Genomic DNA, 24,367 nt, shown 5'->3' with positions numbered 1-24,367 from the left:
CGCAGTGAGTCAAAAATTAAGTTTTTTCCGCTATTTCCACTTGATGGCGATTGCGGTTTTTTTACTCTTTTCGGTTGCGTTTTTCGGCTTTAGTTTTTACAACATCAAACATAAATTTTATAACGATGTTGCGGCCTTGAAGGAGAGCTATTTTCAGACGCAAAAAGAGCTCTTGCAAAAAGAGGTCAATCGCTTCATCGAAGAGATCGACCAAAAGCGCCGATCGGCCTATGCCAATACCCAACGTCTCGTTCGTGCGCGCGTGGATGAAGCCTACAATGTGGCGGTGCACATATACGAGGAGAACAAAGATAAACACTCCCCCTCACAAATCCAAGAGCGCATTATTCAAACGCTTCGTATGTTGCGTTACGAGCACAATAAAGGGTATTTTTTTATTCTTGATTTGAACGGCACGGCAATGCTTTTGACCAATCATCCCGAGATGGAAGGAAAAACACTTCTCAACGTGCACAATATCGAAGGAAGATGTATTGCCAAAGGCATGATCGATATTGCCCAAACGATGTCGGAAGGTTATTACGAATACCTTTGGAGCAAACCTTTTGAAGAAGCCGACAACCATAAAAAAATCTCGTATGTTAAACGGTTCGAACCTTTTGACTGGTTGATCGGAACAGGCTATTACGTCGAAGATTCGGAGACACAAATACGCCAAGAGATTTTGGCGGATGAGCGACGCTTTCATTTTGACGATCAACAAGACGGGTATGTGTTTATCGGTACGTGGGAGGGTTTTTCGCTTTCGTATCCCGCGCCGAATCGTAACATGTACGATACTCAAGACGCACAAGGCAAACGGGTCGTTCAAGAATTGATTCAAACTGCCAAATCAGGAGGCGGTTTTGTCGAATACGTTATGCCTCCGTTGAAAAACGAAAAAGCCTTGCCGAAACTAAGTTACGTAAGAGCCTATCCGGATTGGCGATGGTATGTCGGAGCCGGGGTTTACGTCGATAAAATAGAACAAGACATCGCGCAATTGGAAGCTAAAATGTACGACGAGCTTAAGGCGATGCTTTCGTCGATCGGTATTTGGATTTTGCTTTTTATCGCCACGGTATGGACGGTTTATTTTTATCTTAACCGTCGTTTGCGTAAAGATTTTGAAACGTTTATCGCTTTTTTCGATTCCTTATCGAGCAAAGACCGTCTGATCGATACGCAATCGTTAAAATTCAAGGAGTTTGAAGAGCTGGCACTTCATGCTAACACGATGTTGACGGCAAAAATACATAGCAATAAACATCTTGAGCAGTATAAGAAAATCGTCTCGAGTTCTGAAGATTTTTTAGCGCTTATTGATCGTCATTATACCTATTTGGCAATTAGCGAGGCGTATTTAAGCTTTTTTGATAAAGAAAAAGAGGCAATCGTCGGACATACGATGCCCGAGCTTTTTGGAGAACAGTATTTTGCCGAGACGCTAAAGCCCATGAGCGATCGAGTTTTGTGCGGTGAAACGTTTGAATCCGAATATTGGGTGCTCTCGTCGTTCGGCAAGCGTTTTTTACATGCAAAATATTTTCCTTATTACGAACAAGGCGACAAACTACCTTCCGCTTACGTTGTTTCCGCGCGCGACAATACCGAGAAAAAAGCCAATGAAGAGCGTTTAATCGCCTCGGAAAAGGCCCTCGAATTTTTAGCGCACAACGACGTTTTAACCGGACTTCCTAACCGCTTATTGTTAAACGACAGAATTGCCCATGCGATTGAAAACAGCAAACGGCATATGCAAATGATTGCCGTTTGTTTTATGGACTTGGACAATTTTAAGAAGATCAACGACAGCTTCGGGCACAGTTACGGCGACGAAATATTAAAGCAGTTTGCCCTTCGCGTGCAGCATAAAATTCGCCACTGCGATACGTTATCTCGTATCGGCGGAGACGAGTTTGTCTTAGTCATCGAGTCAATCAACGAACGCGCTGAAGTCGAAGTGATTTTGCGTAAGATTCAGACGATTTTTGAAGAGCCTTTTATCAATAAAGATCAAAAATTCTTTTTAACGGCAAGTATCGGCGTTAGTTTATATCCCGATCACGGAACCGAGGGCGAAACACTGATTAAAAATGCCGATGCGGCAATGTATAAAGCCAAAGACGCCGGCAAAAACGCCTATGCTTTCTATACGATCGATATGACCGTCGCTTCGTACGAGCGTATCGGCATGGAAAACGCGCTTCGCGAAGCGGTTAAAGAGGAACAATTTTTGGTTTATTATCAACCGCAAATCGATCTTCAAACACGTGAACTCGTCGGCGTGGAAGCACTCGTTCGCTGGCGGCACCCTTTGGAGGGTATTTTGGCTCCGGGACGCTTTATCGCGTATGCCGAAGAGACGAGGTTGATCGTCGAAATCGGAGCATGGGTGTTGCGACAAACCTGTTTGGATTGGGTCGCATTGCACGAAGAGGGGCTTTTTAGCGGGACGGTTTCCGTGAATATCTCGGGTGTGCAAATTGAATTTAGCGATTTTCTTCAAACCCTTAAAACGGTTTTAGACGAGACCAAGATCGATCCGTCCGTGATTGAAATGGAAGTCACCGAGTCGATTTTGATGCACGATCCTAAGCGATGGATTATGCTTTTAAAAGAGATGCAAAGCTTGGGGCTTAATATCGCGATTGACGATTTCGGTACGGGGTATTCGTCTTTGAGTTATTTACGAAAGTTACCGATCAACAAACTCAAAGTCGACATGTCGTTTGTTAAAGATCTTCCGGATCATGAAGATGCTTGTGCGATTGCCGATTCGATTATTCAGCTCTCACGTAGTATGAAGATTACGACCTTGGCGGAAGGAATCGAACATGAAGCGCAAGAACGCTTCTTGGCAGAACACGGTTGCGCTCAAGGTCAAGGTTATTTGTACGCAAAACCGATGAGCATCGAAGACTTACGCCAATGGATACGCCAAAGAACTACGGTTTAAAAAAATCGCAAATATCGACTTCTAAAATCGTTGCTATTTTATACAAATGCTCGATATTGTAGTGTTTATTCTCCAATCCTGCTTCGATTTTGGCTATCGTACTGACCGATTTATGCCCGATCGTCAGGGCTAGATCGAGTTGCGTCATCTTTTTTTCTTTACGAATATGCTGAACGTTACGGGCAATCAAGCGGTGAAACGCTTGAATCTCGTCCGGTAAAAAATCTCTAAATGCCAGCATGATAATTTTCCCTATAGTGAAGTATTATCTAAGTTTATAACGGTTAAAATGTTTTTAAAATTCCCTATAGTGAATTAAAACAGTATGGTACGGTGTAGGATGATCGATAATTTTTGTTTTAGTATTATGGTCGTAGCGGGTATTTTTTTTGTTTCCGTCTTGCTTTTCCTCATCAAAATCATTGTTTCCCTTAAACGAAAAATGCTTTACCTCAATGAGCTGACGCAAAAAGATGAGTTAACTCAAGCCTACACGCGACGCTATTTTCTTGAAATTTTGGAATATCATTTAAGACTACTACATCGTTACCATAATTCTTCTGCCGTTTTAATGATAGACGTGGATGATTTTAAACAGATAAATGATACACACGGACACCTTTTCGGTGACGAAGTTTTAGTGCATATCGTCAATGAATGTAACTTAAAGTTACGCGAAGGCGACGTACTGGCTCGCTTTGGAGGCGACGAATTTATTCTGTTATGTCCGCTGATCGATCGGGAGGATATTTTTGTCGTTATCGAAAAAATTCAAGACGCTTTGCGAACGTATAAGAACATACCGATTAGTATCAGCGTCGGCGTGTGCCTTTTTTCCCATTCTTTAAGTGCCGAAGCGATCGTTCAGTGCGCCGATCGCGCATTATACGAAGCGAAAGAGAAAGGGAAAAACCGCATCGAATGCGTTATGCCTTGAAAATTCCGCTAAATCAGAGTACAATTATCCGAAACTCTTATGCTAGGAGAGCCGGTTAAACCGGCTGAGATAAAGAATGACGATTCTTTGATCCTCAAAGCCGAGTCTTTTGCTCGGTCGAGACCTGATCCGGATAATACCGGCGTAGGCAAGCATCAAAAATTCCTCCGTACTTTTTCCCTCTCTTATTGCATCAGAGCGTTGAACTCTCTTTTTGAGGATAGCGTATGAAACACTGTTTAACCATTGCCGGCTCGGATAGCTGCGGAGGTGCGGGCATTCAAGCCGATCTGAAAACCTTTAGTGCGAACGGAACGTACGGTATGAGCGTTATTACGGCGATTACGGCTCAAAATACGCAAGGCGTTTTTGACGTTCAAGACGTGACCCCAAATGTCATTACACGTCAAATCGAAGCCATTTTCGACGATATTCGCGTCGATGCGGTCAAGATCGGTATGGTATCGCGCCCCGAGACGATTCGCGCAATCGTCTCTACATTAAAACGCTATGCCTTGCCGCCGCTTGTCGTCGACCCCGTGATGATTTCCAAAAGCGGTTACGATCTGTTACAACCCGAAGCCAAAAAAGCGTTGATTGAAGAACTCTTGCCGATGGCGACGCTGATTACGCCCAATTTACCCGAAGCGGAAGTCATCGTAGGCTATCGTATCGATTCTTTGGAAAAGATGCGCCGTGCCGCAGGCGATTTACACGCGCTTGGATGTTCGAACGTTTTAGTCAAAGGCGGCCATTTGGAAGCGGACGCTATCGACGTCTTGTATGACGGAGAGCATTTTTTCGAATTACATTCGCCGCGCTTACACACGCGTAATACGCACGGTACGGGTTGTACGCTCTCATCGGCGATTGCGGCTTATTTAGCCCAAGACTATCCGCTCAAAGAGGCGGTGGAAGAAGCAAAAGCCTATATTACCGAAGCGATTGAACACGGTTTTGCCTTGGGGCAGGGTGTGGGACCGGTGCATCATTTTTACGCACTGTATCGCAAAGCGGGGTTGGACGTATGACGCGCGACAAAACCGTTTTGGGCGGATGGAGCCTTTTTGCGCTGTGGTTTGGTGCCGCGATCTCTTTGGCGGAGATTTTAACGGGCTCTTTTTTGGCTCCTTTGGGATTTATACAAGGCGTATGGGCGATCGTGATCGGACATCTGATCGGCGGAGCGATTTTAATTTTGGGCGGTATGATCGGGTTTAACGCCAAAATAGGGGCGATGACCTCGACGCGTATAGCGTTCGGCAGATACGGATCGTATCTTTTCTCCGTTTTAAATATGCTTCAGCTCTTAGGCTGGACGGCAGTGATGATGCTCTCCGGTGCCAAAGCCGCCGACGCGTTAAGCTTTTCTCTTTGGGGAATCGAAAATCTTCACGTTTGGACGATCGTGATTGCCGCTTTAATCCTGCTGTGGATTGCTTTGGGCAAACAGGGCTTTACGCGATTGAACGTTATTGCAGTCGTATTGCTTTTGGGTTTGACGCTTCTATTGTGTTTTGTCGTTTTTAGAGAGCAAGAGATTTTTTCCTTGCCTTCGACCGGTGAGATGAGCTTTGGCGCGGCGTTGGAACTTTGCGTGATCATGCCGCTTTCGTGGTTACCGTTGATTGCCGATTATACGCGCTTTGCGGCGCATAAAACGCGCGGTTTGATCGGTAGTTTTTTAGGCTATTTTCTCGGTAGTTCGTTGATGTACACGATCGGTTTGGCGATGGCATTGTATGCACAAGACGCAAGTGTCGCCAGCATGATGAACGCGTTAAATTTAGGATTTTTCGCTTTGGGTATCGTTTTGCTTTCAACCGTAACGACGACATTTTTGGACGCTTATTCCGCCGGAGTAACGTTTCGAAATCTTTTTCCGCAATTTTCCGAACGTTCAATCGCTTTAGTCATGACGTTGATAGGACTAGGCGTTGCGCTTTTAACGCCGATTGAGGCGTATGAAAGCTTTTTGTATGCGATCGGTTCGGTGTTTGCTCCTTTATTTGCGATCGTGCTGAGCGATTATTTTCTCTTCGGCAATACACGTATCGATGAAACGTTACGCTTACATGTAGGGTATGTTTTTATTTGGATTGCGGGGATTATCGTCTATTATTATTTTTTAACGCTCGATTTTATTTTGGGGTCGACGTTACCGACGATGATCGTGACGCTTTTATTGTTTGTTACGCTTAGGAAAGGAGTTCGAACATGGACGTTAAAGAACAACTAAAGGCACTCTTTGAAGCATTAGCGCATAAACGCGCCTTGATTCACCATATTACCAATTACGTGACGGTCAACGATTGTGCCAATACGGTTTTAGCCATCGGCGCATCGCCTATTATGGCGGACGCGTTACAAGAAGTCGAAGCGATGGTCTCTTTGTGCGACGCTTTGGTTCTAAATATCGGAACACTCAACGCCCAAACGTTCGAAGCAATGCAAAAGGCCGCTAGCAAGGCGAATACAAAACAGATTCCCGTTGTTTTAGACCCCGTGGGTGTGGGTGCGACACCCTTTCGCCTTCAAAGCGTTACAGAATTATTGCGACATGTACGCATGGACGTCGTTCGCGGCAATATGGCGGAGATCAAAACGATTGCGGGATTGGAAGCGAAAAGCTCCGGCGTCGATTCGTTGGATGATGAAGCAGACGGCGGATTGATCGCCGCTTCGTTAGCCAAAAAACTTCAGTGTACGATTGCGATTACGGGTAAAGAAGATATCGTCTCAAACGGCAATGTAACGTATCGCTTGCAAAACGGCGATGCGTTGTTAACGAAAGTGACGGGCACGGGATGCATGACGAGTTCGTTGATCGGTAGTTTTTTAGGAACCAAAAGCGATGCGTTGATTTCGGCTATTGCCGGTATTTCGACGATGGCGATAGCTTCCGAATTAGCGGATAAAACCAAAGGCACAGGCAGTTTTCGCGTTTCGTTGATCGATGAAATCAGTAAGATGGACGCAGCGACGCTTCATCGTTTTTTACGTATTCAAAACGTGTTATAATCTCGCAAAAAGGAGCGAGAATGGAGTCAATAACGTTTGCGCAATTTTTTCCCGCTTTTTTACTAACGCTCTTAGCCGGGCTTAGTACCGGTTTTGGTGCGTTAATTGCTTTTTTTTCTAAAAATAAAAGCCATACGTTTCTATCGATCGGACTCGGTTTCTCCGCAGGCGTGATGGTGTACGTTTCATTCGTCGAAATTTTAAATAAGTCTAAACTCTCCTTTGTTACGCTTTTTCACAGTGACGTTAAGGGCGAAGCGATTGCGTTGGTCTGTTTTTTTGCGGGAATTGCGCTCAGTGCCTTGATCGATAAAATGATCCCCGAAGACGTCAATCCTCACGAACTCAAATCAACCCAAGAACTGAGCGTTCTTCACGAAACAAATGCACAAACGCCCATCAATCATTCGGCACTGCATCGTACGGGTATTTTTACGGCACTTGCGATCACGATTCACAATTTTCCCGAAGGGTTTGCGACGTTTATCGCCGCGGTCGAAAACGTTACTATCGGCTTAACGATCGCGCTTGCGATCGCAATTCACAATATTCCAGAGGGAATGGCGGTTTCGTTACCGATTTATCATGCGACGGGAAATCGTAAAAAAGCGTTTTGGTACGCTTTTCTCTCAGGTTTAGCGGAGCCTATCGGCGCGATAGTAGGATTTTTTCTCTTACTTCCGATCATGGGCGAGCTGACGTTAGGCATTACGTTTGGCGTGGTTGCGGGCATCATGGTATATATCTCTTTTGACGAACTCTTACCTTCAGCGCGCGTGTACGGTAATGCACATACGACGATTTTCGGCATTGTTCTAGGTATGTTTGTAATGGCAATAAGCTTGGTTGCGTTCAAATTAATTTAACATCTCAGACGTGATTCCAATCTGACATGTAACGGTAAACGTCAATCATTAAGTGCACGGAACTGCGTTTATTCAAAGTCGAAAAACTCTTTGATGCTGACATTAAGCGCTTTAGAAATTTTGTAGAGGTGTTCTAAAGAAAACTTAATGTTATGGTATCCCGATTCCGCTCCGGCGATTAATGAAGTCGACTTAAATCCAAGCATATTCGAAAGTTCGAGCTGGCTAATGCCTTTTTTTTTACGAATAGCCTGAATGCGCCGCCCGACGCTTAAAAAAAACGCTCGCATTTCTGTACTGTCATATTCTATTTCTTGTTGAAAATGCTCTAGTGTTTTTTTCATAAAATTTCTTTAATGCTTTTAATTTTCCATGCGTGAGTTTATACCGATAAACGACTTCAATCAATCTACCATAGTAGAGTGTTTGAGTTTTGATTGATTTTACGATTAAAAGTAAGACGGAAAATGATTACGTATGTCAAATTAATATCATTTTAATTTTATTTGAAATAAAATGCATATTTATCTACTATAATAGAGTATTTAGCTTTCTTTCTCAATTAAACTCATTAGAAAAACGTAGGTATACGTACACAAAAGAAGGTATTATGATTTATCGCGAAGCCATCCATATGCTCAATACGATTTTGGAAGAGAAAGACCCTTATACGGCCGGACATTCAAGAAGAGTCGCCTATTATGCTTCTAAAATTGCAGAAAATTTGGGCATGGATACCAAAGAACAGACTCTAGCGCACGAAACCGGTTTACTTCATGATGTCGGGAAGCTTTTAACCCCCGAATCCATTCTTTTAAAACCCAAACGCTTTACCAAAAAAGAGCTTATTATTATGCAGCGTCATGCGATTGATAGCGTGAAAATCATTGAAAATATTTCCGCGTTAAAAGACCATGTCCCTATTGTGCGGCATCATCACGAATCGTTTGACGGGACGGGCTATCCCGATCGACTCAGAGGCGATGCTATTCCTCTGATCTCGCGCATTTTATGCGTTGCCGACGCTTTTGACGCTATGACGACCAACCGTATCTACAAACCGCGAAAAAGCAAAAACGAAGCCTTAAACGAGTTACGACGATGCTCTAATACGCAATTTGATCCGCGCGTCGTTGAAGCCGCCGTACGTTTTTTTGAAACCCAACAAGAGCTTACAAGCGTTCATCAAATTCCGACATCGTATCATCAAGAAGAGTATTTTGCGTTTTTCTACAAAGATAAAATCACGACGGGATATTCCAGCGATTATTTGAACTACTTTTTAATGCAACGGGGTGAAAACGAGTGTATTTGCTGCTACTTGATAGAAATGCATCACATGCATTGCTATAACGATTATTACGGTTGGAAAGCGGGAAATCATCTTTTGAAAGAGACGTTTTTAAGGCTCAAACTTCTCTTTGACCATGCGCCGATTTTTCGTATCTACGGCGATGATTTTGTGATCTTGAATTCGCACCATATGAATGTCGACACTCAAGAGGTTAAAGAAAAACTCTGTTTAGGATTTGAGGGGATCGACATTAGTCTGACCCATTTTCATCTGAATGATTTTTCGTTCCGAACATGGGAAGATTTTGAACCGTATTTGCATAAAAAAAAGAATATTAAATACCTCAAAGGAGTGGTCAATTTATGAGTATCTCAAAACAGTTAATTACCATGCTTCTCATTGCAATTTTAGGCATTATCGCCGTTTTTAGCATCGGGATGACGAAGATGGAACACGTCTATGCCAAGACCAATACATGTAACGTCAATTCCTTACCGAGTATTTTACTGATCGGAGATTTACAGCAAGCGATGTATCGCATGCGCATTGTTGCTTTACAGCATATAGAAAGTGATGATCTTAAAACGCAAAAAGTGTTGGAAGAAAAATTTGACGGCTATAAACGCGATTTTGAAAAAGCCAATCACGATTACGAACGTTTCATTTCCGATACTAAAGATAGAGGTTATTACGAAAAAGAAAAAGAGTATTTTAAAAAATATACCCAGATCGTGAACAAAATTTTTACCCTTTCAAGAGAAGGTAAAAAAGAAGAAATTAAACAGTTGATCGCCGCTACGGCAGAAGTGCCTCAAACGCTTACGAAGACGACGGATGAGCATATGGACGATGTCCAAGAAGATGCATTACGTGAATCGCAAGAAGCGGCTGCAGAAAAGAATAGCGCCTCGTCGATGATGATAGGACTTTCCCTAATCGTAGCCTTGAGCGTGATTGTCTTAGGCGTGATGATCCGTAATAACGTTATGCAAGGAGTGCATCTGATACGTGATAGTATCAGTGGATTCGTTCAAAAAAAAGAGTTGAAGTTTCGTATCCATTACGGTAAGAAGAATGAGATTCAAGAGATCGTCAATAGCTTTAATACGCTGGTGGATACCTTAGAGCATATTATCGAAGACGTTAAACGCTCTTCTAGCGAAAACGCTTCGGTTTCGCATGAACTCTCTACCACCAGTATGCAAATCGGCAGAAACGCCGAAAACAGTACCGTGATCGTTAACAATACGATTGAAGAGATCGTATCGATTAAAAAGTTTGTTCAAGAAACGGCGATCCTCTCCGAATCGATGAAACAAAGTATCGCCCTTGCAGGCAATAAACTCGAAGCCGCCAAAAATGAAGTAATCCAACTGAAAAATGAAGTCGAACTTGCCAGTGAAGCCGAAAGTGCGCTTGCCGGACAATTGGAGCAGATGAGTAAAGATGCCGAACAGGTCAAAGAGATCTTAACCGTCATCTCCGATATTGCCGATCAAACCAATTTGCTTGCACTCAATGCCGCCATTGAAGCCGCTCGTGCGGGAGAGCACGGACGAGGCTTTGCGGTGGTTGCCGATGAAGTACGTAAACTTGCCGAACGTACCCAATCGTCTCTAACCGAGATTAACGCAACGATTAACGTCATCGTTCAATCCATCGTTAACTCTTCGGACAAGATGAGTAAAAACGCCCAAAACATTCGTCATCTAGCTTCGGTTTCAACCAATGTCGAAAATACTATTATCTCTACGACCTCGGTCATGAACGAAAGCGTAGCATCGGTCGGCGTGAGTGCCGATAATTCTCATAAGATTGCTAAAGATACCGATAAGATCGTTGATCTTGTCACCAATATCAACGCGATTACGAGTGAAAATGCCAGAAGCGTCGAAGAGATCGCCTCTGCGGCCGATCATCTCTCTAAGTTAGCGGAAAATCTCAATACTAAGCTAGGGCAGTTTCGATAATTCTTCGAGCTTCATACGTAAAGTATGAAGCTTGAATCCTCTTTTTCGTGTATAATTTCACATCTTTTTTAAAGGGAATGCGTGAAATTTGAATTTCTAGGAACTTCGGACACGGGCGGTATTCCGCTTCATCAATGTACATGTAAGGTTTGTCAAGAGGCGCGGAAACAAGGAATCAGCAATCGTTCCACGTCGGCATATCTCACCTTAGACGACGGAAGCGTGATTTTGTTTGATGCCGGATACGATGCGCTCATGGATCGCTTCAATACCGTTACGATTCGTGCCGTCTTTTTAACGCACTTTCATGCCGATCATTGTTTGGGGCTGATGCGTCTTCGTAAATCCGTTACGACTATTCCGTGCTATATACCCGACGATGCCGACGGTTTTGGGGATTTATTGGTGCGCAAAGATGCTTTGGAGTACCGCGTGTTAAATCCTTTACAAAGCGTTAAAATTCAAGGTGTCACGATTACGGCGGTTGCACTTGTACACTCGAAGCCGACTTTGGGATATGTGATTCGTACCGCAACGAAAACGGCGGCGTATTTGACCGATTGCGGCGACATCGAAGAAACGATGCTTACGTTTTTACACGCTCAAAAAATCGACCATCTCTTTATCGATGCGTGCTATAGTGACGGGATGTTGTCTAAAAAACATTGTACGCCTCAAACCGCCGCGGCATTGATCCGCCGAATCGAGCCGCAAAAGGGCTATTTTATTCATGCAAGTTGTCAAACATTATTGCCGATACGTGAGAAAAAAATCAAGGTAGCGTATCCTTACATCGAGCAAGGATTCAATATCGAGGTGTGAAGAAGAGGATTATTCCTCTTCTTCGTCGTCTTCAAAGGCTTCTTCGCCGTCTTCGTCTTCAAAATAGATATCGTCTTCGTTGCCCTCGTAATTGTACTCGCTTTGATAAATAGGATCGTCTTCCTCTTCGTCAAAATCGTCCTCATCGTCTAGTGCTTCTTCATCGTACTCTTCTTCGTTCATCAAAATATCTTCGACGGTATCGAGAAAGGCGTCGACGTCTCCTTTAAAAAGATGCTCATAGCGCATGGCGTCAATGATAAACTCCGGCGAGCAACCGTTTTCCAAGAGGAGTTCTTTTAAATTTTGCATCGTGTGTACCTTTGCTTTTTTGGCAATTTTACACTAATTTTCAATGTTTTTCAATTGAATTTCATAGGCTTCAAAGAGTGAATCGTGACGTACATGTAACGATTCAAACGTTTCGAAAAATTTTTCAAGCTCTTCTTCGTCGATTTTAATCATTTTGCTAAGACGTTGCAATTCCGACAAATCGTTAGTGCTTGATGAACAAACGACAAGGGCTTCGTTAGTGTTTTTGATGCGCTCCTCAAGCGCGATAATTTTATGTTCTAAACGCTCGATCTCTTTTTTCAGAGGCGATAGGGCGTTACTTCTCTCCTGAATCAGCTTGGTACGTCGCTTTTTGATCTCGTTATAATCGCTCGATATGACTTTTTTAGGTGTGTCGTCAAATTCTTCTTCCCATCCGATTTTTTCTAAAAACGTATCGTAGTTTCCGTCAAAAAACTCCGCTTTATCGTGATGAAAAATAATCAAGGTATCGGCTAATGCTCGAAGCATCGCCTCGGAGTGCGTGACTAAAACGGTTGATCCTTCAAAGCTTTTAATCGCTTCGCAAAGAGCGTCGATGGAGTACATGTCAAGATGGTTTGTGGGCTCGTCCAAGAAAAGAAGGTTCGCGGGCGTTGCGATAATTTTACCGAGCATAACGCGGCTTCGTTCGCCTCCGGAGAGAATTGCTATCTCTTTTTCGGCAAGTTTACCGCTAAACATCATCGCTCCGCAAATCGAACGCACGCGCGTAATTCCAAGAAGCGGGTCTGTTTCGTAGATTTCGTCGATGATCGTATTTTTAAGATTAAGCCTTTGGATATTGGTTTGCCCGAAATGCGCATGCGTCGTTTCCGGATGAAAATACAGCGAACCTTCTTGAGGGTTTAATTCCCCCGCTAAAAGGTTAAGGAGCGTGGATTTTCCCTTGCCGTTTTTACCGATAATCGCTAAGCATTTTCCTTTTTCGAGTTTAAACGAAAGGTTGTTGAAAAGCGGTTTCGCAGCATCGTATCCGAACGTAAGATTGTGCGCTTCCAACATAATTTTCGCCGGCGTTTTTTTGTAATTAAACGTAAAAGTAAGGCTGCTCTCCGCTTCCAAATCTTCCATTTCGCCCATTTTATCGAGTTGTTTTGCCTTGCTTTGCGCCATGACGGCTTTAGAAGCTTTGGCTTTTTGCCGCGTAATAAAATCTTCCAATTCGGCACGTTTTTTGTCTAAATTGGCTTTGGTTTTGAGGTAATATTCATCGTCTTCTTCCAGTTTGGCGTAGTATTTGTGCGTATTGCCTTCGATCACTTTGAGCGATCGACGCCTGAGTCCCATCGTATGCGTACAAACCGCGTCCATGAAATCGCGATCGTGGGTAATAAGTATCAGCTCGCCTTTAAACTCTTTGAGAAAATTTTTAAGCCAACGCATCGAGACGATGTCAAGGTAGTTGGTCGGCTCGTCCAACAATAACATGTTAGGATCGGCGGCAAGAAGTTTGACAAGGTTAAGGCGAATTTGATAACCGCCGGAAAAGCTCATCGGGTCTTTGTCCAAATCGTCTTGCGTAAAGCCTAAACCGAAAAGTAGCTTCTCGATTTTGTACACGTCAAAGGCTTCCTCGTGCTTGAGTGCGGAAGCGCACTCTTCGCGAACGCTTTGATGCGTAAAGAGGATATGTTGGCGAAGCGTTCCAACAGTATAGTTTTTTGGAATCAAAATATCGCCGGCGTCGGCTTCTTCTTCGTCCAAAAGTATTTTAAAAAGCGTGGATTTTCCTGAACCGTTTCGTCCGACGAAGCCGACTTTATAGCCGCTTCCTAAACTAAAATTAATATCTTCAAAAAGGCTTTGTTCGCCGAAATGTTTATACAAATGACTGACTTGAATCATAAAAACTCGTTCGTGTTAGAGATGAAGCAAAATAGTCGAAACTATTCTGCTTTTTTATTGATGGTATTAAGCGTATCGAGGATAGACTCTTTTTTGGCGGAATTATCGGGACCTGAGATGCGCATCGTAAACTCGACGCGACCGTTCTTCTCTCGACCTTCTTGCGTATCGTTGCTTGCAACGGGTTTGGTATCGCCGTATCCGGCGGAGCTCAGGCGATCGCGCGCAATGCCGTTTTTAATTAAAACGCGAATGACGGCATTGGCGCGCGCGCTTGAGAGCTCTAAATTGTCTTGAAACTTACTGCCGCTCGGTACGGGCGTATTGTCGGTGTAGCCCTTCACGACGACGTCGACGTTTTTGGGTAACATTGAGATAATATCCGAAACGCGTTTTAAGAAAAGCATCGAATCACTGTTGGTAATGTCGGCGGAGCCCGGAGCAAATAACATCTTTGTGGGGAGTTTGAGCATTGCGCCGTCGATTTTTTGTTCCAAAGAGCCTTCGCCGATGTTCATTTTTTCAATCATTTCGGCCAATTTGGCAATCTCGTCCAGTTGCGTCGATACGCCCCCCGCGTTGCCTTTGTCTTTATCTTTTGCCGCATCGCCGGCTTTGGCGTTTAAGCGAATAACGGGATTGGCTTCTTCGGGTTTGGCACTGTAATCGTAAATTTTAACAAACTCTTCTTTGAGGGCTTTCATCTTTTCGCTGTTGACGGAAGCAAGCGCGTAAAGTGCGATAAAAAGCGCTAAGAGAAGGCTAAGAAAGTCAGCATAAGGAACGGCCCATTTTTCACCGGCGGGGCATTCTAACTTTTTACATTTTTTACCCACGAAGTTTCCTTATTTATCGAATTGACTTTTCTTCTCTTCAAGCGGAGAGAGGTAGTTGAGAAGTTTCATCTCTAAAGTTCTCGGATTGTCGCCGTGCGAAATGCCTAAAATACCGGCTAAAATGACATGTTTTTCTTTGATAAAATCGTGTGATTTTCCTTTGAGCTTATTTCCCCAAGGGCCTAAGAACATGTAAGCACCCGCAATACCCGTAACCGTTGCGGTAAACGCACCCGCGATACCTGCTGCCATTTCGGCGGGGTTATCGAGTTTTTGAAGTGCAAGGATCAAACCCAAAACGGCACCGACGAGTCCCATAACGGGGCAGGTTTCACCGGCGAGAAGCCAGTAGTGCGCCGCACCGTGGTAATATTCCTCGGTTTGTTCGATCATAATTTCCAGCGTCTCTTCGATTTCGTGCGCTTCCGTACCGTCAACCGCCATGCTTAAGCCTTTTTTGAAAAACTCGTCTTCCATCTGGTTGGCATGTGATTCTAACGCCAAAATACCGTCGCGTCTGGCGATAATGGCAAAATCGACGATTTGTTTAATGCGTGCGTGAAGATCGATAGGGGATTTTTTAAAAACGAGTTTAAATTCTTTAAAAGCAGCTTTAACGTTTTCTTGGGTCGTGCCCGTCATGGCCGATGCCATAGCGGTTGGAACCACGATCAAAAAAGAGGTAAAATGTAAAACGTGAACGGGATTGCCGCCCTCTAAAAGATCACCCACGGAGATCGACGTAACGGCAAGCAACATGCCTAAGATGACGGTTAAATCCATACCTTGTGCTCCAAACTGATTCAATATTAATTGCTAAAAAATACTATCGGTAAAAATGCAAAAAAATTTACATAATTTCGGGAATAATATAACAATCTTCCTTAGTTCCTAGGCTAAGTTTTTGTTTAAAGCCAATAAAACTGTATAATTTTGAAAAACCGTGCAAGGAGGTTCGAAGGAATGAATAAAGAAGGATGTTGCTTTTTTAACTCTTTTTTTAAACAATTAAGCACGAAAGCCGAATCGCGCTGTACTAAAATCGTTGATGTCGCCTATCGTTTGTTTCTTGAAAAAGGGTATAAAAACGTAAGTATGTGCGATATCGTTAAAGTCGCCGGCGGTTCATTGGCAACGCTTTATAAGCATTTCGGCAATAAAGAGCAATTATTCATTGCGGCACTTGAGGCAAAATCACAAGAGTTATTCGGCGAGTGGTCCAAAATGAGTCAAGGCTACGAGGGGCGTTTGGAAGCGTTTTTAACGATGATCGGTCATGAATTTTTACGCGTAGTGATTGAAAACGATGCCGTTTTATTTCATCGTTTGATTGTTTCGGTCGGTTATTTGGACGATCTTCCTTTTAGCGAGCAAGTCATGCAAAAAGTCATGATGCGTCCTAAAAAAGTCATTAGCGACTATTTTGACCGCGAAAAAAAAGAAGGAAGAATCGATGTTGAGGATACGCTTTTATGTGCGGAACAATTTTTACACGCACTGAAAGACCCTTTTATATTCGGAAGGCTTGTCGGTGCGAAGATCGATATTTCACACGAAAAACAAGAACGAGCGTTGCGCCAAGTCGTGACCATTTTTGTCAAAGGATTGCAACGATTGTAGGCTTGACTTGTTAACATTTTGGGGATATAATTCGCCACAAAATGTAATGTAATATACATTACACTAAACAACGGAGTAAAACATATGATAAACACAAAGATGTCTTTACAGTATGCAACGTATGCCTTAATCGCAACATTAGGAACCTTTTGGATGAGTGGATGTAGCGGTTCGGAACATAAAACCGCGGCCGCACAAGCGATGCCGCCTTTATCCGTCGCAACGTATAAAGTTGTTGCGAGCGACGTTCCGGTCTCGCTAGAGTACCCCGCTAAAATTAGGAGTATTCAACAAATTAATGTTGTTGCTCGGGTAAGCGGTATTTTGGAGAAAAAGTATTTTACGGAAGGAAATTTCGTGAAAGCCGGCGAAATGCTTTATCAAATCGATTTTGAGCGTTACGAAGCGTTAATGCAAGAAGCGGCAGCGGACGTGGGTGTCAAAGAAGCCACGTTAAAACAAGCGACGCGTGATTGGGAACGTATTAAAACCTTATTTGCACAAGACGCCGTTTCTCAAAAAGAACGCGACAGTGCTTTATCGGCATACGAATCAGCCATCGCTTCACTCAAAGCATCGCAAGCGGCACTTAAAAAAGCGACTATTGATTTTAATTATACGAAAGTCAAAGCGCCGATTTCGGGCATGACGAGTCTTAATACTCAAGATATCGGAAGTTACGTCGGGTCTAATAGCGATACGATGACCCTGACGACAATCACGCAGATTGATCCGATTTATGTCGAGTTTTCGCTTCCCGATATTGAATTGCTCAAAAAGCGATACGTGATGGGAACGGGAAATTGGAACAGTATCGCACAAGCAAAGCTTCCCGTTCGTCTTTTGACACCGGACGGATCGGCGTATGCAAAAGAGGGAACGCTTGATTTTCTCGATAATTCGGTAGATGCCGAAACCTCGACGATTAAAGCCAGAGCGACGTTTTCTAATCCGAATCATATTTTGATTCCGGGGCTATTCGTACGCGTTAACGTGGGAGGTTTGGTTTACAAAGATGCGATCAGTATTCCTCAAAAAGCACTTTTACAAGATGCAACGGGTTCTTACGTCTATATCGTCAAAGAGGGCAAAGCGCATAAGCTTCCCGTTAAAGCCGGAACGGTACATAACGACACGTATATTATCGAAAGCGGGTTAAATGTAGGCGACACGGTCATCACGAATAATTTGACCAAATTGCGTCCCGGTGCTCCTATTAACGTTGCCCAAACAAAGGAATAAGGTATGTTTTCCAAATTTTTTATCAACAGACCTATTTTCGCAACCGTTCTTTCGATCGTTGTGATTATTGCGGGTTTGATGGGTATTAAAGGTCTTCCGATCGAAGAATACCCTGAAGTGACGCCGCCGCAAGTGAGCGTCAGTGCAACCTATGTCGGAGCGAGTGCCGAAACGATTGCGAAGACGGTTGCCGCTCCGATCGAACAACAAATCAACGGTGTCGAAGATATGATTTACATGTCCTCAACCGCTTCGTCCAACGGATCGCTGACGATCAATGTCTATTTTAAAATCGGAACCGATCCGGATATGGCGACGATTAACGTCAATAACCGTGTTCAAGCAGCGTTGAGCAGTCTTCCGAGCGAAGTGCAGGCTCAAGGCGTTACGGTACGTAAAAAGTCTTCGACGATTTTGAAAGTTATCTCGATTATTTCGCCGAATAATAGCTATGATCGTATTTACATGGCCAATTACGCGCTGGTGAACGTCATCGACGAATTGAAGAGGATCCCCGGCGTGGGTGATGCTTCATTGTTCGGGAATCAAGACTATTCGATGCGTATTTGGATGCAGCCGGATCAATTGGCCAAATACAATTTAACGCCTACGGAAGTTATCAACGCAATTTCCGAGCAAAATTCACAATTTGCAAGCGGAAAGTTTAACCAATCACCGTCTCAGACCTCTCAAGCGTATACCTATACGGTTACGACGCAAGGGCGTTTTGACAAGGTTGAAGAGTTTGAAAATATTATTTTAAAATCCAATAAAGACGGATCAAGCCTTCGCCTCAAAGACATTGCGCGTATCGAACTCGGTGCCGAGTCGTACGACGTTACCGCGATGTTAAACGGTCAAACGATGGTTCCTATCGGTATTTATTTGCAATCGGGTGCAAATGCGTTAGCGACGTCTCAAAAAGTCGATGCCGCGATGGAGAAGATTGCTAAAACGTTCCCCGAGAACATCGAGTATCGTATTCCTTACGATACGACGACGTTTATCCAAGTTTCCGTCAAAGAGGTCATCAAAACGCTGATCGAAGCTCTTTTGTTGGTCGTCGTGATTGTGTATCTTTTCTTGCAAAATATGCGTGCGACGATTATTCCAGTGTTGGCGATTCCCGTTTCCATCATCGGTTCGTTTGCCGGTATGTATGCGCTTGGTTTTTCGATCAATCTTTTGACACTTTTCGGCTTGGTTCTTGCGATCGGTATCGTCGTTGACGACGCAATCATCGTTATTGAAAACGTGGAGCGGATTCTGCATTCACGAAAGGACATTAGCGTTAAAGACGCAACGATCGAGGCGATGCAAGAAGTCACGGGTCCGGTTATCGCGATTGTTTTGGTTTTGTGCGCCGTCTTCATTCCCGTATCGTTTATGGGCGGTTTTACCGGAGCGATGTATCAACAATTTGCGATTACAATCGTTATTTCCGTCATTATTTCCGGTATGGTTGCCTTAACGCTTACCCCTGCGTTGTGTGCGATTTTTCTTAAGAAAAAAGAGCCGCAACCTTTTTGGTTCGTGAAAAAATTTAATCAATTTTTTGATCTTTCGACTGACTGGTTTACTCAAGGTGTCGGATTGGTCGTAAAACACGGTTTTATCAGTATTATGTTGTTTTTTGGACTCATGGGACTCACGTACGGGCTTTTTCAAAAAGTACCCTCTAGCCTCGTTCCTTTGGAAGATAAAGGCTTTTTGATCGCTTCGGCGTCTTTACCTCCCGCATCGTCGCTTCCTCGTACGCAAGAAGTCGGTGGCAATATGAGTAAAATTATGAACTCCGTGAACGACATTCGTTATAGCATCGTGATCTCCGGTTTTGATATTATCAGCGGTGCGGTAAAAACCAATGCGTTAACCTCTTTTATCGACTTGAAGGACTGGAGTGAACGTAAAAGTCCAAACCAAAACTCTCAAGCATTGAGCGGTTCGTTAACCGGAGCGTTTTTTCAAATTCCCGAAGCGACGATCTTTGCCTTGAACCCTCCGCCGATTATGGGGCTTAGTATCTCGGGCGGCTTTGAGATGTATTTACAAGATCGTACCGGCGGTTCATTGGATTCGCTAGGGGAGATTGTCAACCAAATCGTCGCAAAAGCGCGTCAAAGACCGGAATTGACAATGGTGCGTAGTACGTTTGATACGACGGTACCTCAGTATAAAATTACGCTGGATCGCGAAAAAGCCAAGGCACTAGGCGTTTCGATTAAAGATGTTTTTAAAACACTTCAATCGACATTCGGCTCGTACTATGTTAACGACTTTAACTTGTTCGGTCGTACGTATCAGGTCAACGTTCAATCGGAAGTCAATTACCGAGAAAAACCGGAAGATTTAAAATACGTTTTTGTGAAATCCAGTTCGGGAAAATTAATCCCTATTAGTGCGTTGGTGAGTTTTGATCGTATTGTCGGACCGGACGTCGTGGACCGTTTCAATATCTTTGCCGCGGCTAAAATCGTCGGCGAACCCAAACCGGGATACACTTCCGGCGATGCGATTAAAGCAATCGAAGAAGTCGTAAATGAAGTTGCACCGCAAGGTTACGCAACCGCATGGGCGGGAACGTCGTATCAGGAAAAAGAGATGGAAGGAAGCGGTTCGCAAGCCTTTTTATTCGGTATCGTCTTTATCTTCTTGATTTTGGCGGCGCAGTACGAGCGATGGTTGATGCCTCTAGCCGTTGTTACCGCCGTTCCGTTTGCGGTATTCGGTGCGATTGCGGCGGTTTATTTGCGAGGGCTCAGTAACGACATTTATTTCCAAATCGGTCTATTGGTACTGATCGGACTTTCGGCAAAAAATGCGATCTTGATCGTTGAGTTTGCGATGCAAGCACAAGAAAAAGGCAAATCGATCTTAGATGCGACGCTTGAGGCGGCACGTCTTCGTTTCCGTCCGATCGTCATGACGTCTTTAGCCTTTACGATCGGTGTTTTACCGCTTGCCATTAGCTCAGGTGCAGGTGCGGGAAGTCGTCACGCAATCGGTACGGGCGTTATCGGCGGTATGATTGCGGCAACGACGATTGCGATTTTCTTTGTACCGCTTTTTTACAATTGGTTGGCAAAATTGAACGAAAAATTTATGAAAAAAGGAGAGAGCCATGACGCGTAATACTTATATCGCCGCACTGGCGGTCATTATGATGAGCGGATGTTCGCTCTCTCCGGACTTGAAAGTCCCCGAACAAGCTATGCCCGATGCTTACCGTAGCGATAGCGTGCAAGCGGTATCCTCCTTTGACGCTTCATGGTGGAACAACTACCGTGACGAGAAGCTTTCTGCGTTAATCGAGGAGGCGTTGAAAAATAATTACGACCTCCAAAGTGCGATGGCAAATATCTCTTTGGCGCGCGCTTCGTTGTCGCTTAGCACGTCCGATCGCTATCCAAGTGTCGATATCGAGGGTTCGGGTAAGCGTACTCGAACGAGTTCCGATACGTTTAGTTCCAAAGCGCATAATACTTACAACGATTTTTCGTTGAGTGCCGTACTCAGTTACGAAGTGGATCTTTGGGGTAAATACAAAGAAGCCGAAGCTTCCGCACGAGCAACTTTATTAGCGACGTATGCGGCAAAAGAGACGGTTAAAATCGCATTGGCGGCTAGCGTTGCCGATAGCTATTTTACGCTTTTAAGTTTATACGAGCAGTACGATATCGTCAAAGAGACGATTCAAACCAGAGAAGAGAGTCTCAAACGTTACCAAGCGCAATACGTTGCGGGTGCGATTACCAAAGCAACGCTTTTACAAGAACAAGCTTCGCTTGATAGCGCGCGCATTAACCAAGACGCCCTAGCGCAATCGATTGCGTTACAACAAAGTGCTTTGGCCGTATTGGTCGGGAAATCGCCTCGTGCCATTGCCGAGTTTGCACACGAAACGTTGAATCGTAAATTGCCGAACGATATCGTCGTCCCCGCCGATTTACCTTCATCGCTTTTGCAAAAGCGTCCCGATATTCTTCAAGCCGAAGAGCAACTCAAAGCCGCCAATGCCAACATCGGCGTAGCTAGAGCAGCGTATTTTCCGAGCATTAGCCTCTCCGGTGCGCTTGGCTTTGAAAGCACGCAGCTTTCCAACCTTTTCCAATCGCAATCGGCGATGCACAGTTTCGGCGGCAGTTTAGCGACACCGCTTTTTAACATGGGGAAAACTTCCGCCAATGTGGAAAGTGCTAAAGCAAACAAAGAGCTAGCCGAGATCAATTATGCTAAAACGGTGCAACAAGCGTTTCAAGATACGTATGATGCGTTAAATTCACGCCATACGTTGACGCAACAGTTAGAGCATCAAAAGGCGTATTTGGACAGCGTTTCGCAAGTGTATGTTCTTACGAAGCGACAATACGAGCAAGGATACAGCGACTATTTGAGCTTGCTGGATGCTAAACGAAACTATCTTGCGGCACAATTAAGTTTGGTGCAAACCAAACAATCGTTGATTAGTTCCGGCATTTCACTCTATAAAGCCTTAGGCGGCGGCTTCGATAAACAAGCCTTTGAAAAAGAGACTTCGGAGTTATAAAAAAGATGCGTAGACGTTTGGTTTACTGCCAAGCGTTTACGCGTCAAATTCGTACATGTAGATGCGATATAAAAGCGGAACCCAGTTTTTCTGAAGCTTGGGATTGAGTCGTTCTTGCACTGCCGCGGCTTTAAAAAAGCTTTTCCATAACGCTTTAAATTTCTCCTCTTCACTTGAAACTGTCGGTGCATCAAAAGCGGCAATAGAGCGTATTTCTCGTATTTCGTCATTTTTTACAAAAGCAAGAGCGCGTTTAACGTCGTGGATGATAAAAGGAATGGTACCTAAGCGTTTGCAAAAATGGTCTCCCAAAAAAGGAACGATATTAAACTTCGTCTCGATTTTGGCATAAAGCGTGCCATCGTCTAGCTCTTCAAAGCGGGTAAAACCGTACATCTTATGCACCAAACTCAACAACTCTTTTTCAAGCGTTTGGATGTAAAAAAGGTTGGGGTTGTTGATGTTTTGTAGTTCTTTTTGGTTTTTAAACCCGATGCGAATGTACTCTAAAAGCGCCATTTCATGCTCCCTTGTGTCGCATAAAAAAATATTGAAAAGGGTGCGTTGTTGCTCTTTAGTGAAGTGCTTGATGATCGCATCTAAGACTTTGCGCGCTTTGGCTTCATCGCTAAAGACTTCATGAAAGCGCTCAAACAGAAGTGTTTCAGGGAGTTTTTTGACAATGGCGTTTACATGTAACTTCTCATAATAGACCTCATACACCAAAGACAGAAAACCCTCAAAAGTACCATCGTACAGCAAGATCATCACAGCTCTCCTGTATAAATAGACGCATCAAAAAGGCTCGGTTGGATGATGTTCTCTCCTTGATGAATAAGCGCAAGTTTGATCTTCTCTTCGTAAAGACTGGTACTTCGGTAAAAATCCTTACCCGCAACGATGAAATAGCGCGCCTTTTTGAGCGAGATTTTAAGCTGTGTTAAGTCCTCAAAACTGAGCTGTTTAAAGCGCCTTGCTTGCAAAATTTTCAATGTCCCTCTAATGCCGATCCCTGGAATGCGGACCAAAACTTCTTTGGGCGCGCGGTTGACGTCGATGGGAAACAGATGCAAATTGGAGAGTGCCCAAAAGGTTTTAGGGTCAAACTGGATGTCAAGGTTTTGGTTTTCACTCAAAATCTCATCGTAGCTAAAGCCGTAAAAGCGCAACAACCAATCCGCCTGATACAGTCTGTGTTCACGAAGTAACGGCGGTTTGGAAAGCTCTGGAACGGGGAGATATTTGTGGGTGTTTACCGCAATATACGCGGAGTAATAGACCCGTTTTAGCAACGCTTTTTGGTAAAGCGATGAGGAGAGCTTCAAGATCTCAAAGTCGCTCTCACTTGTCGCACCGATGATCATCTGTGTGCTCATCGAAATCGGCTTACTACTTCTTTGCAACGTGATGTCGCGCGCATGTTTGAGTGGTGAGAGCAGTGTCTCTTTGGTTTTATCGGGTGCTAAAAGCGCAAGGCTTTTGGAGCTTGGAAGTTCGATGTTGGAACTCACACGATGCGCCAAAAGTGTCGCTTCCTCGATAAGCTCTTTAGAAGCTCCGGGGATAAGCTTGACGTGAATGTAGCCGTTAAAGCGGTACTCATGGCGCAAAATACGCAAGGTTTGAAGCAGCAGGCTCATCGTATGGTCTTCGTTTTTGATGATGCCAGAGCTTAGGAAAAGTCCTTCGATGTAGTTACGTTTGTAAAAGTTGATCGTCAGGTCTGCCAGTTCTCTTGGCGTAAAAGCAGTGCGAGGAATGTCGTTGCTTACGCGGTTGATGCAGTAGGCACAGTCGTAAATGCAGATATTGGAGAGCAAAACTTTCAAAAGCGAAACACACCTGCCATCACTGGTAAAACTGTGGCAAATGCCGCTGTTGTGCGCACAGCCGAGCTCGCCTGTTTTGTAATTGTTCTCACTGCCACTTGAGGAGCATGAGACATCGTATTTGGCACTGCCTGCTAAGAGGGAGAGTTTATCTTCGGTGGTTAGTTTCATGCACGCATGATAAAACTTTTTTACATGTAAAGGCTAAAATATTTCAAAATGAAATGAAAAAGAGAGAAGAAGA

At 44.0% G+C, this 24,367-nt stretch carries 21 protein-coding genes and 1 riboswitch; of the genes, 13 read left to right on the top strand and 8 right to left on the bottom strand.

Annotated features, from left to right (window positions below):
- Window positions 1-4: 4 nt before the first annotated feature.
- The gene (locus NL930_RS07320; protein ID WP_254376176.1) at window positions 5-2,959 is read left to right on the top strand and encodes a cache domain-containing protein; all 2,955 of its coding nucleotides are present in this window, start codon (window positions 5-7) and stop codon (window positions 2,957-2,959) included.
- On the opposite strand, the gene NL930_RS07315 is transcribed toward NL930_RS07320, so the two are convergent.
- A complete protein-coding gene (locus NL930_RS07315) occupies window positions 2,949-3,200 on the bottom strand; it encodes a helix-turn-helix domain-containing protein (protein WP_060826018.1) in 252 nt (83 codons plus the stop codon). The genes NL930_RS07320 and NL930_RS07315 overlap by 11 nt on opposite strands.
- Before the next feature lie 99 nt (window positions 3,201-3,299).
- Between NL930_RS07315 and NL930_RS07310 the strand changes: the two genes are divergently transcribed.
- From NL930_RS07310 to zupT, 5 genes are all read left to right on the top strand, one after another.
- Window positions 3,300-3,896 (top strand): GGDEF domain-containing protein, encoded by a 597-nt coding sequence (locus NL930_RS07310; RefSeq protein ID WP_254376175.1) that lies wholly within the window; start codon window positions 3,300-3,302, stop codon window positions 3,894-3,896.
- A 34-nt stretch (window positions 3,897-3,930) separates the two neighbouring features.
- Window positions 3,931-4,064: riboswitch (TPP riboswitch) on the top strand.
- Window positions 4,065-4,123: 59 nt separating this feature from the next.
- The gene (gene thiD, locus NL930_RS07305) at window positions 4,124-4,927 is read left to right on the top strand and encodes a bifunctional hydroxymethylpyrimidine kinase/phosphomethylpyrimidine kinase (RefSeq protein WP_254376174.1); all 804 of its coding nucleotides are present in this window, start codon (window positions 4,124-4,126) and stop codon (window positions 4,925-4,927) included.
- Window positions 4,924-6,135, top strand: coding sequence for a putative hydroxymethylpyrimidine transporter CytX (cytX, locus tag NL930_RS07300; protein ID WP_254376173.1), 1,212 nt, complete (start codon window positions 4,924-4,926; stop codon window positions 6,133-6,135). The genes thiD and cytX overlap by 4 nt, the downstream gene beginning before the upstream one ends.
- Window positions 6,114-6,917 (top strand): hydroxyethylthiazole kinase, encoded by an 804-nt coding sequence (gene thiM / locus NL930_RS07295; RefSeq protein WP_254376172.1) that lies wholly within the window; start codon window positions 6,114-6,116, stop codon window positions 6,915-6,917. The genes cytX and thiM overlap by 22 nt, the downstream gene beginning before the upstream one ends.
- Before the next feature lie 20 nt (window positions 6,918-6,937).
- Complete coding sequence (gene zupT, locus NL930_RS07290; protein WP_254376171.1) at window positions 6,938-7,783, top strand: zinc transporter ZupT; 846 nt, start codon at window positions 6,938-6,940, stop codon at window positions 7,781-7,783.
- A 68-nt stretch (window positions 7,784-7,851) separates the two neighbouring features.
- On the opposite strand, the gene NL930_RS07285 is transcribed toward zupT, so the two are convergent.
- A complete protein-coding gene (locus NL930_RS07285) occupies window positions 7,852-8,127 on the bottom strand; it encodes a helix-turn-helix domain-containing protein (RefSeq protein ID WP_041963405.1) in 276 nt (91 codons plus the stop codon).
- Between the two features lie 266 nt (window positions 8,128-8,393).
- Between NL930_RS07285 and NL930_RS07280 the strand changes: the two genes are divergently transcribed.
- The 3 genes from NL930_RS07280 to NL930_RS07270 all read left to right on the top strand — a co-directional run bounded on the left by NL930_RS07280 (window position 8,394) and on the right by NL930_RS07270 (window position 11,869).
- A complete protein-coding gene (locus NL930_RS07280; RefSeq protein WP_254376170.1) occupies window positions 8,394-9,443 on the top strand; it encodes an HD domain-containing phosphohydrolase in 1,050 nt (349 codons plus the stop codon).
- Complete coding sequence (locus NL930_RS07275; protein ID WP_254376169.1) at window positions 9,440-11,047, top strand: methyl-accepting chemotaxis protein; 1,608 nt, start codon at window positions 9,440-9,442, stop codon at window positions 11,045-11,047. Before NL930_RS07280 ends, NL930_RS07275 begins: the two co-directional genes overlap by 4 nt.
- Before the next feature lie 81 nt (window positions 11,048-11,128).
- Entirely contained in the window at window positions 11,129-11,869 is a 741-nt protein-coding gene (locus NL930_RS07270) for an MBL fold metallo-hydrolase (RefSeq protein ID WP_254376168.1), read from the top strand.
- A gap of 9 nt (window positions 11,870-11,878) precedes the next feature.
- On the opposite strand, the gene NL930_RS07265 is transcribed toward NL930_RS07270, so the two are convergent.
- The 4 genes from NL930_RS07265 to motA are packed head-to-tail and all read right to left on the bottom strand — an operon-like array spanning window position 11,879 to window position 15,669.
- Window positions 11,879-12,181, bottom strand: coding sequence for a hypothetical protein (locus tag NL930_RS07265; protein WP_254376167.1), 303 nt, complete (start codon window positions 12,179-12,181; stop codon window positions 11,879-11,881).
- A 33-nt stretch (window positions 12,182-12,214) separates the two neighbouring features.
- Window positions 12,215-14,050, bottom strand: coding sequence for an ABC-F family ATP-binding cassette domain-containing protein (locus tag NL930_RS07260; protein WP_254376166.1), 1,836 nt, complete (start codon window positions 14,048-14,050; stop codon window positions 12,215-12,217).
- Between the two features lie 41 nt (window positions 14,051-14,091).
- Window positions 14,092-14,886, bottom strand: coding sequence for a flagellar motor protein MotB (motB, locus tag NL930_RS07255; RefSeq protein ID WP_039674350.1), 795 nt, complete (start codon window positions 14,884-14,886; stop codon window positions 14,092-14,094).
- A gap of 9 nt (window positions 14,887-14,895) precedes the next feature.
- A complete protein-coding gene (motA, locus tag NL930_RS07250) occupies window positions 14,896-15,669 on the bottom strand; it encodes a flagellar motor stator protein MotA (protein ID WP_039674352.1) in 774 nt (257 codons plus the stop codon).
- Between the two features lie 180 nt (window positions 15,670-15,849).
- Here motA and NL930_RS07245 point away from each other — a divergent pair, with 180 nt between their 5' ends.
- From NL930_RS07245 to NL930_RS07230, 4 genes are all read left to right on the top strand, one after another.
- Window positions 15,850-16,506 (top strand): TetR/AcrR family transcriptional regulator, encoded by a 657-nt coding sequence (locus NL930_RS07245; RefSeq protein WP_256497187.1) that lies wholly within the window; start codon window positions 15,850-15,852, stop codon window positions 16,504-16,506.
- An 84-nt stretch (window positions 16,507-16,590) separates the two neighbouring features.
- Entirely contained in the window at window positions 16,591-17,748 is a 1,158-nt protein-coding gene (locus NL930_RS07240; protein WP_254376165.1) for an efflux RND transporter periplasmic adaptor subunit, read from the top strand.
- 3 nt (window positions 17,749-17,751) lie between these two features.
- A complete protein-coding gene (locus NL930_RS07235) occupies window positions 17,752-20,880 on the top strand; it encodes an efflux RND transporter permease subunit (RefSeq protein WP_254376164.1) in 3,129 nt (1,042 codons plus the stop codon).
- On the top strand, window positions 20,870-22,294 hold the full coding sequence (locus tag NL930_RS07230) for an efflux transporter outer membrane subunit (protein WP_254376163.1): 1,425 nt from the start codon (window positions 20,870-20,872) through the stop codon (window positions 22,292-22,294). Before NL930_RS07235 ends, NL930_RS07230 begins: the two co-directional genes overlap by 11 nt.
- Before the next feature lie 36 nt (window positions 22,295-22,330).
- On the opposite strand, the gene NL930_RS07225 is transcribed toward NL930_RS07230, so the two are convergent.
- A complete protein-coding gene (locus NL930_RS07225) occupies window positions 22,331-23,062 on the bottom strand; it encodes a TIGR03915 family putative DNA repair protein (protein ID WP_254376162.1) in 732 nt (243 codons plus the stop codon).
- Window positions 23,062-24,294, bottom strand: a complete 1,233-nt coding sequence (locus NL930_RS07220; protein WP_254376161.1) for a putative DNA modification/repair radical SAM protein — start codon at window positions 24,292-24,294, stop codon at window positions 23,062-23,064. Before NL930_RS07220 ends, NL930_RS07225 begins: the two co-directional genes overlap by 1 nt.
- Window positions 24,295-24,367 lie beyond the last annotated feature (73 nt).

It is taken from the genome of Sulfurospirillum sp. hDNRA2 (genome assembly GCF_024206095.2).
In the GTDB taxonomy this organism is placed as follows: domain Bacteria; phylum Campylobacterota; class Campylobacteria; order Campylobacterales; family Sulfurospirillaceae; genus Sulfurospirillum.
This window is presented reverse-complemented; position numbering and strand designations above follow the sequence as displayed.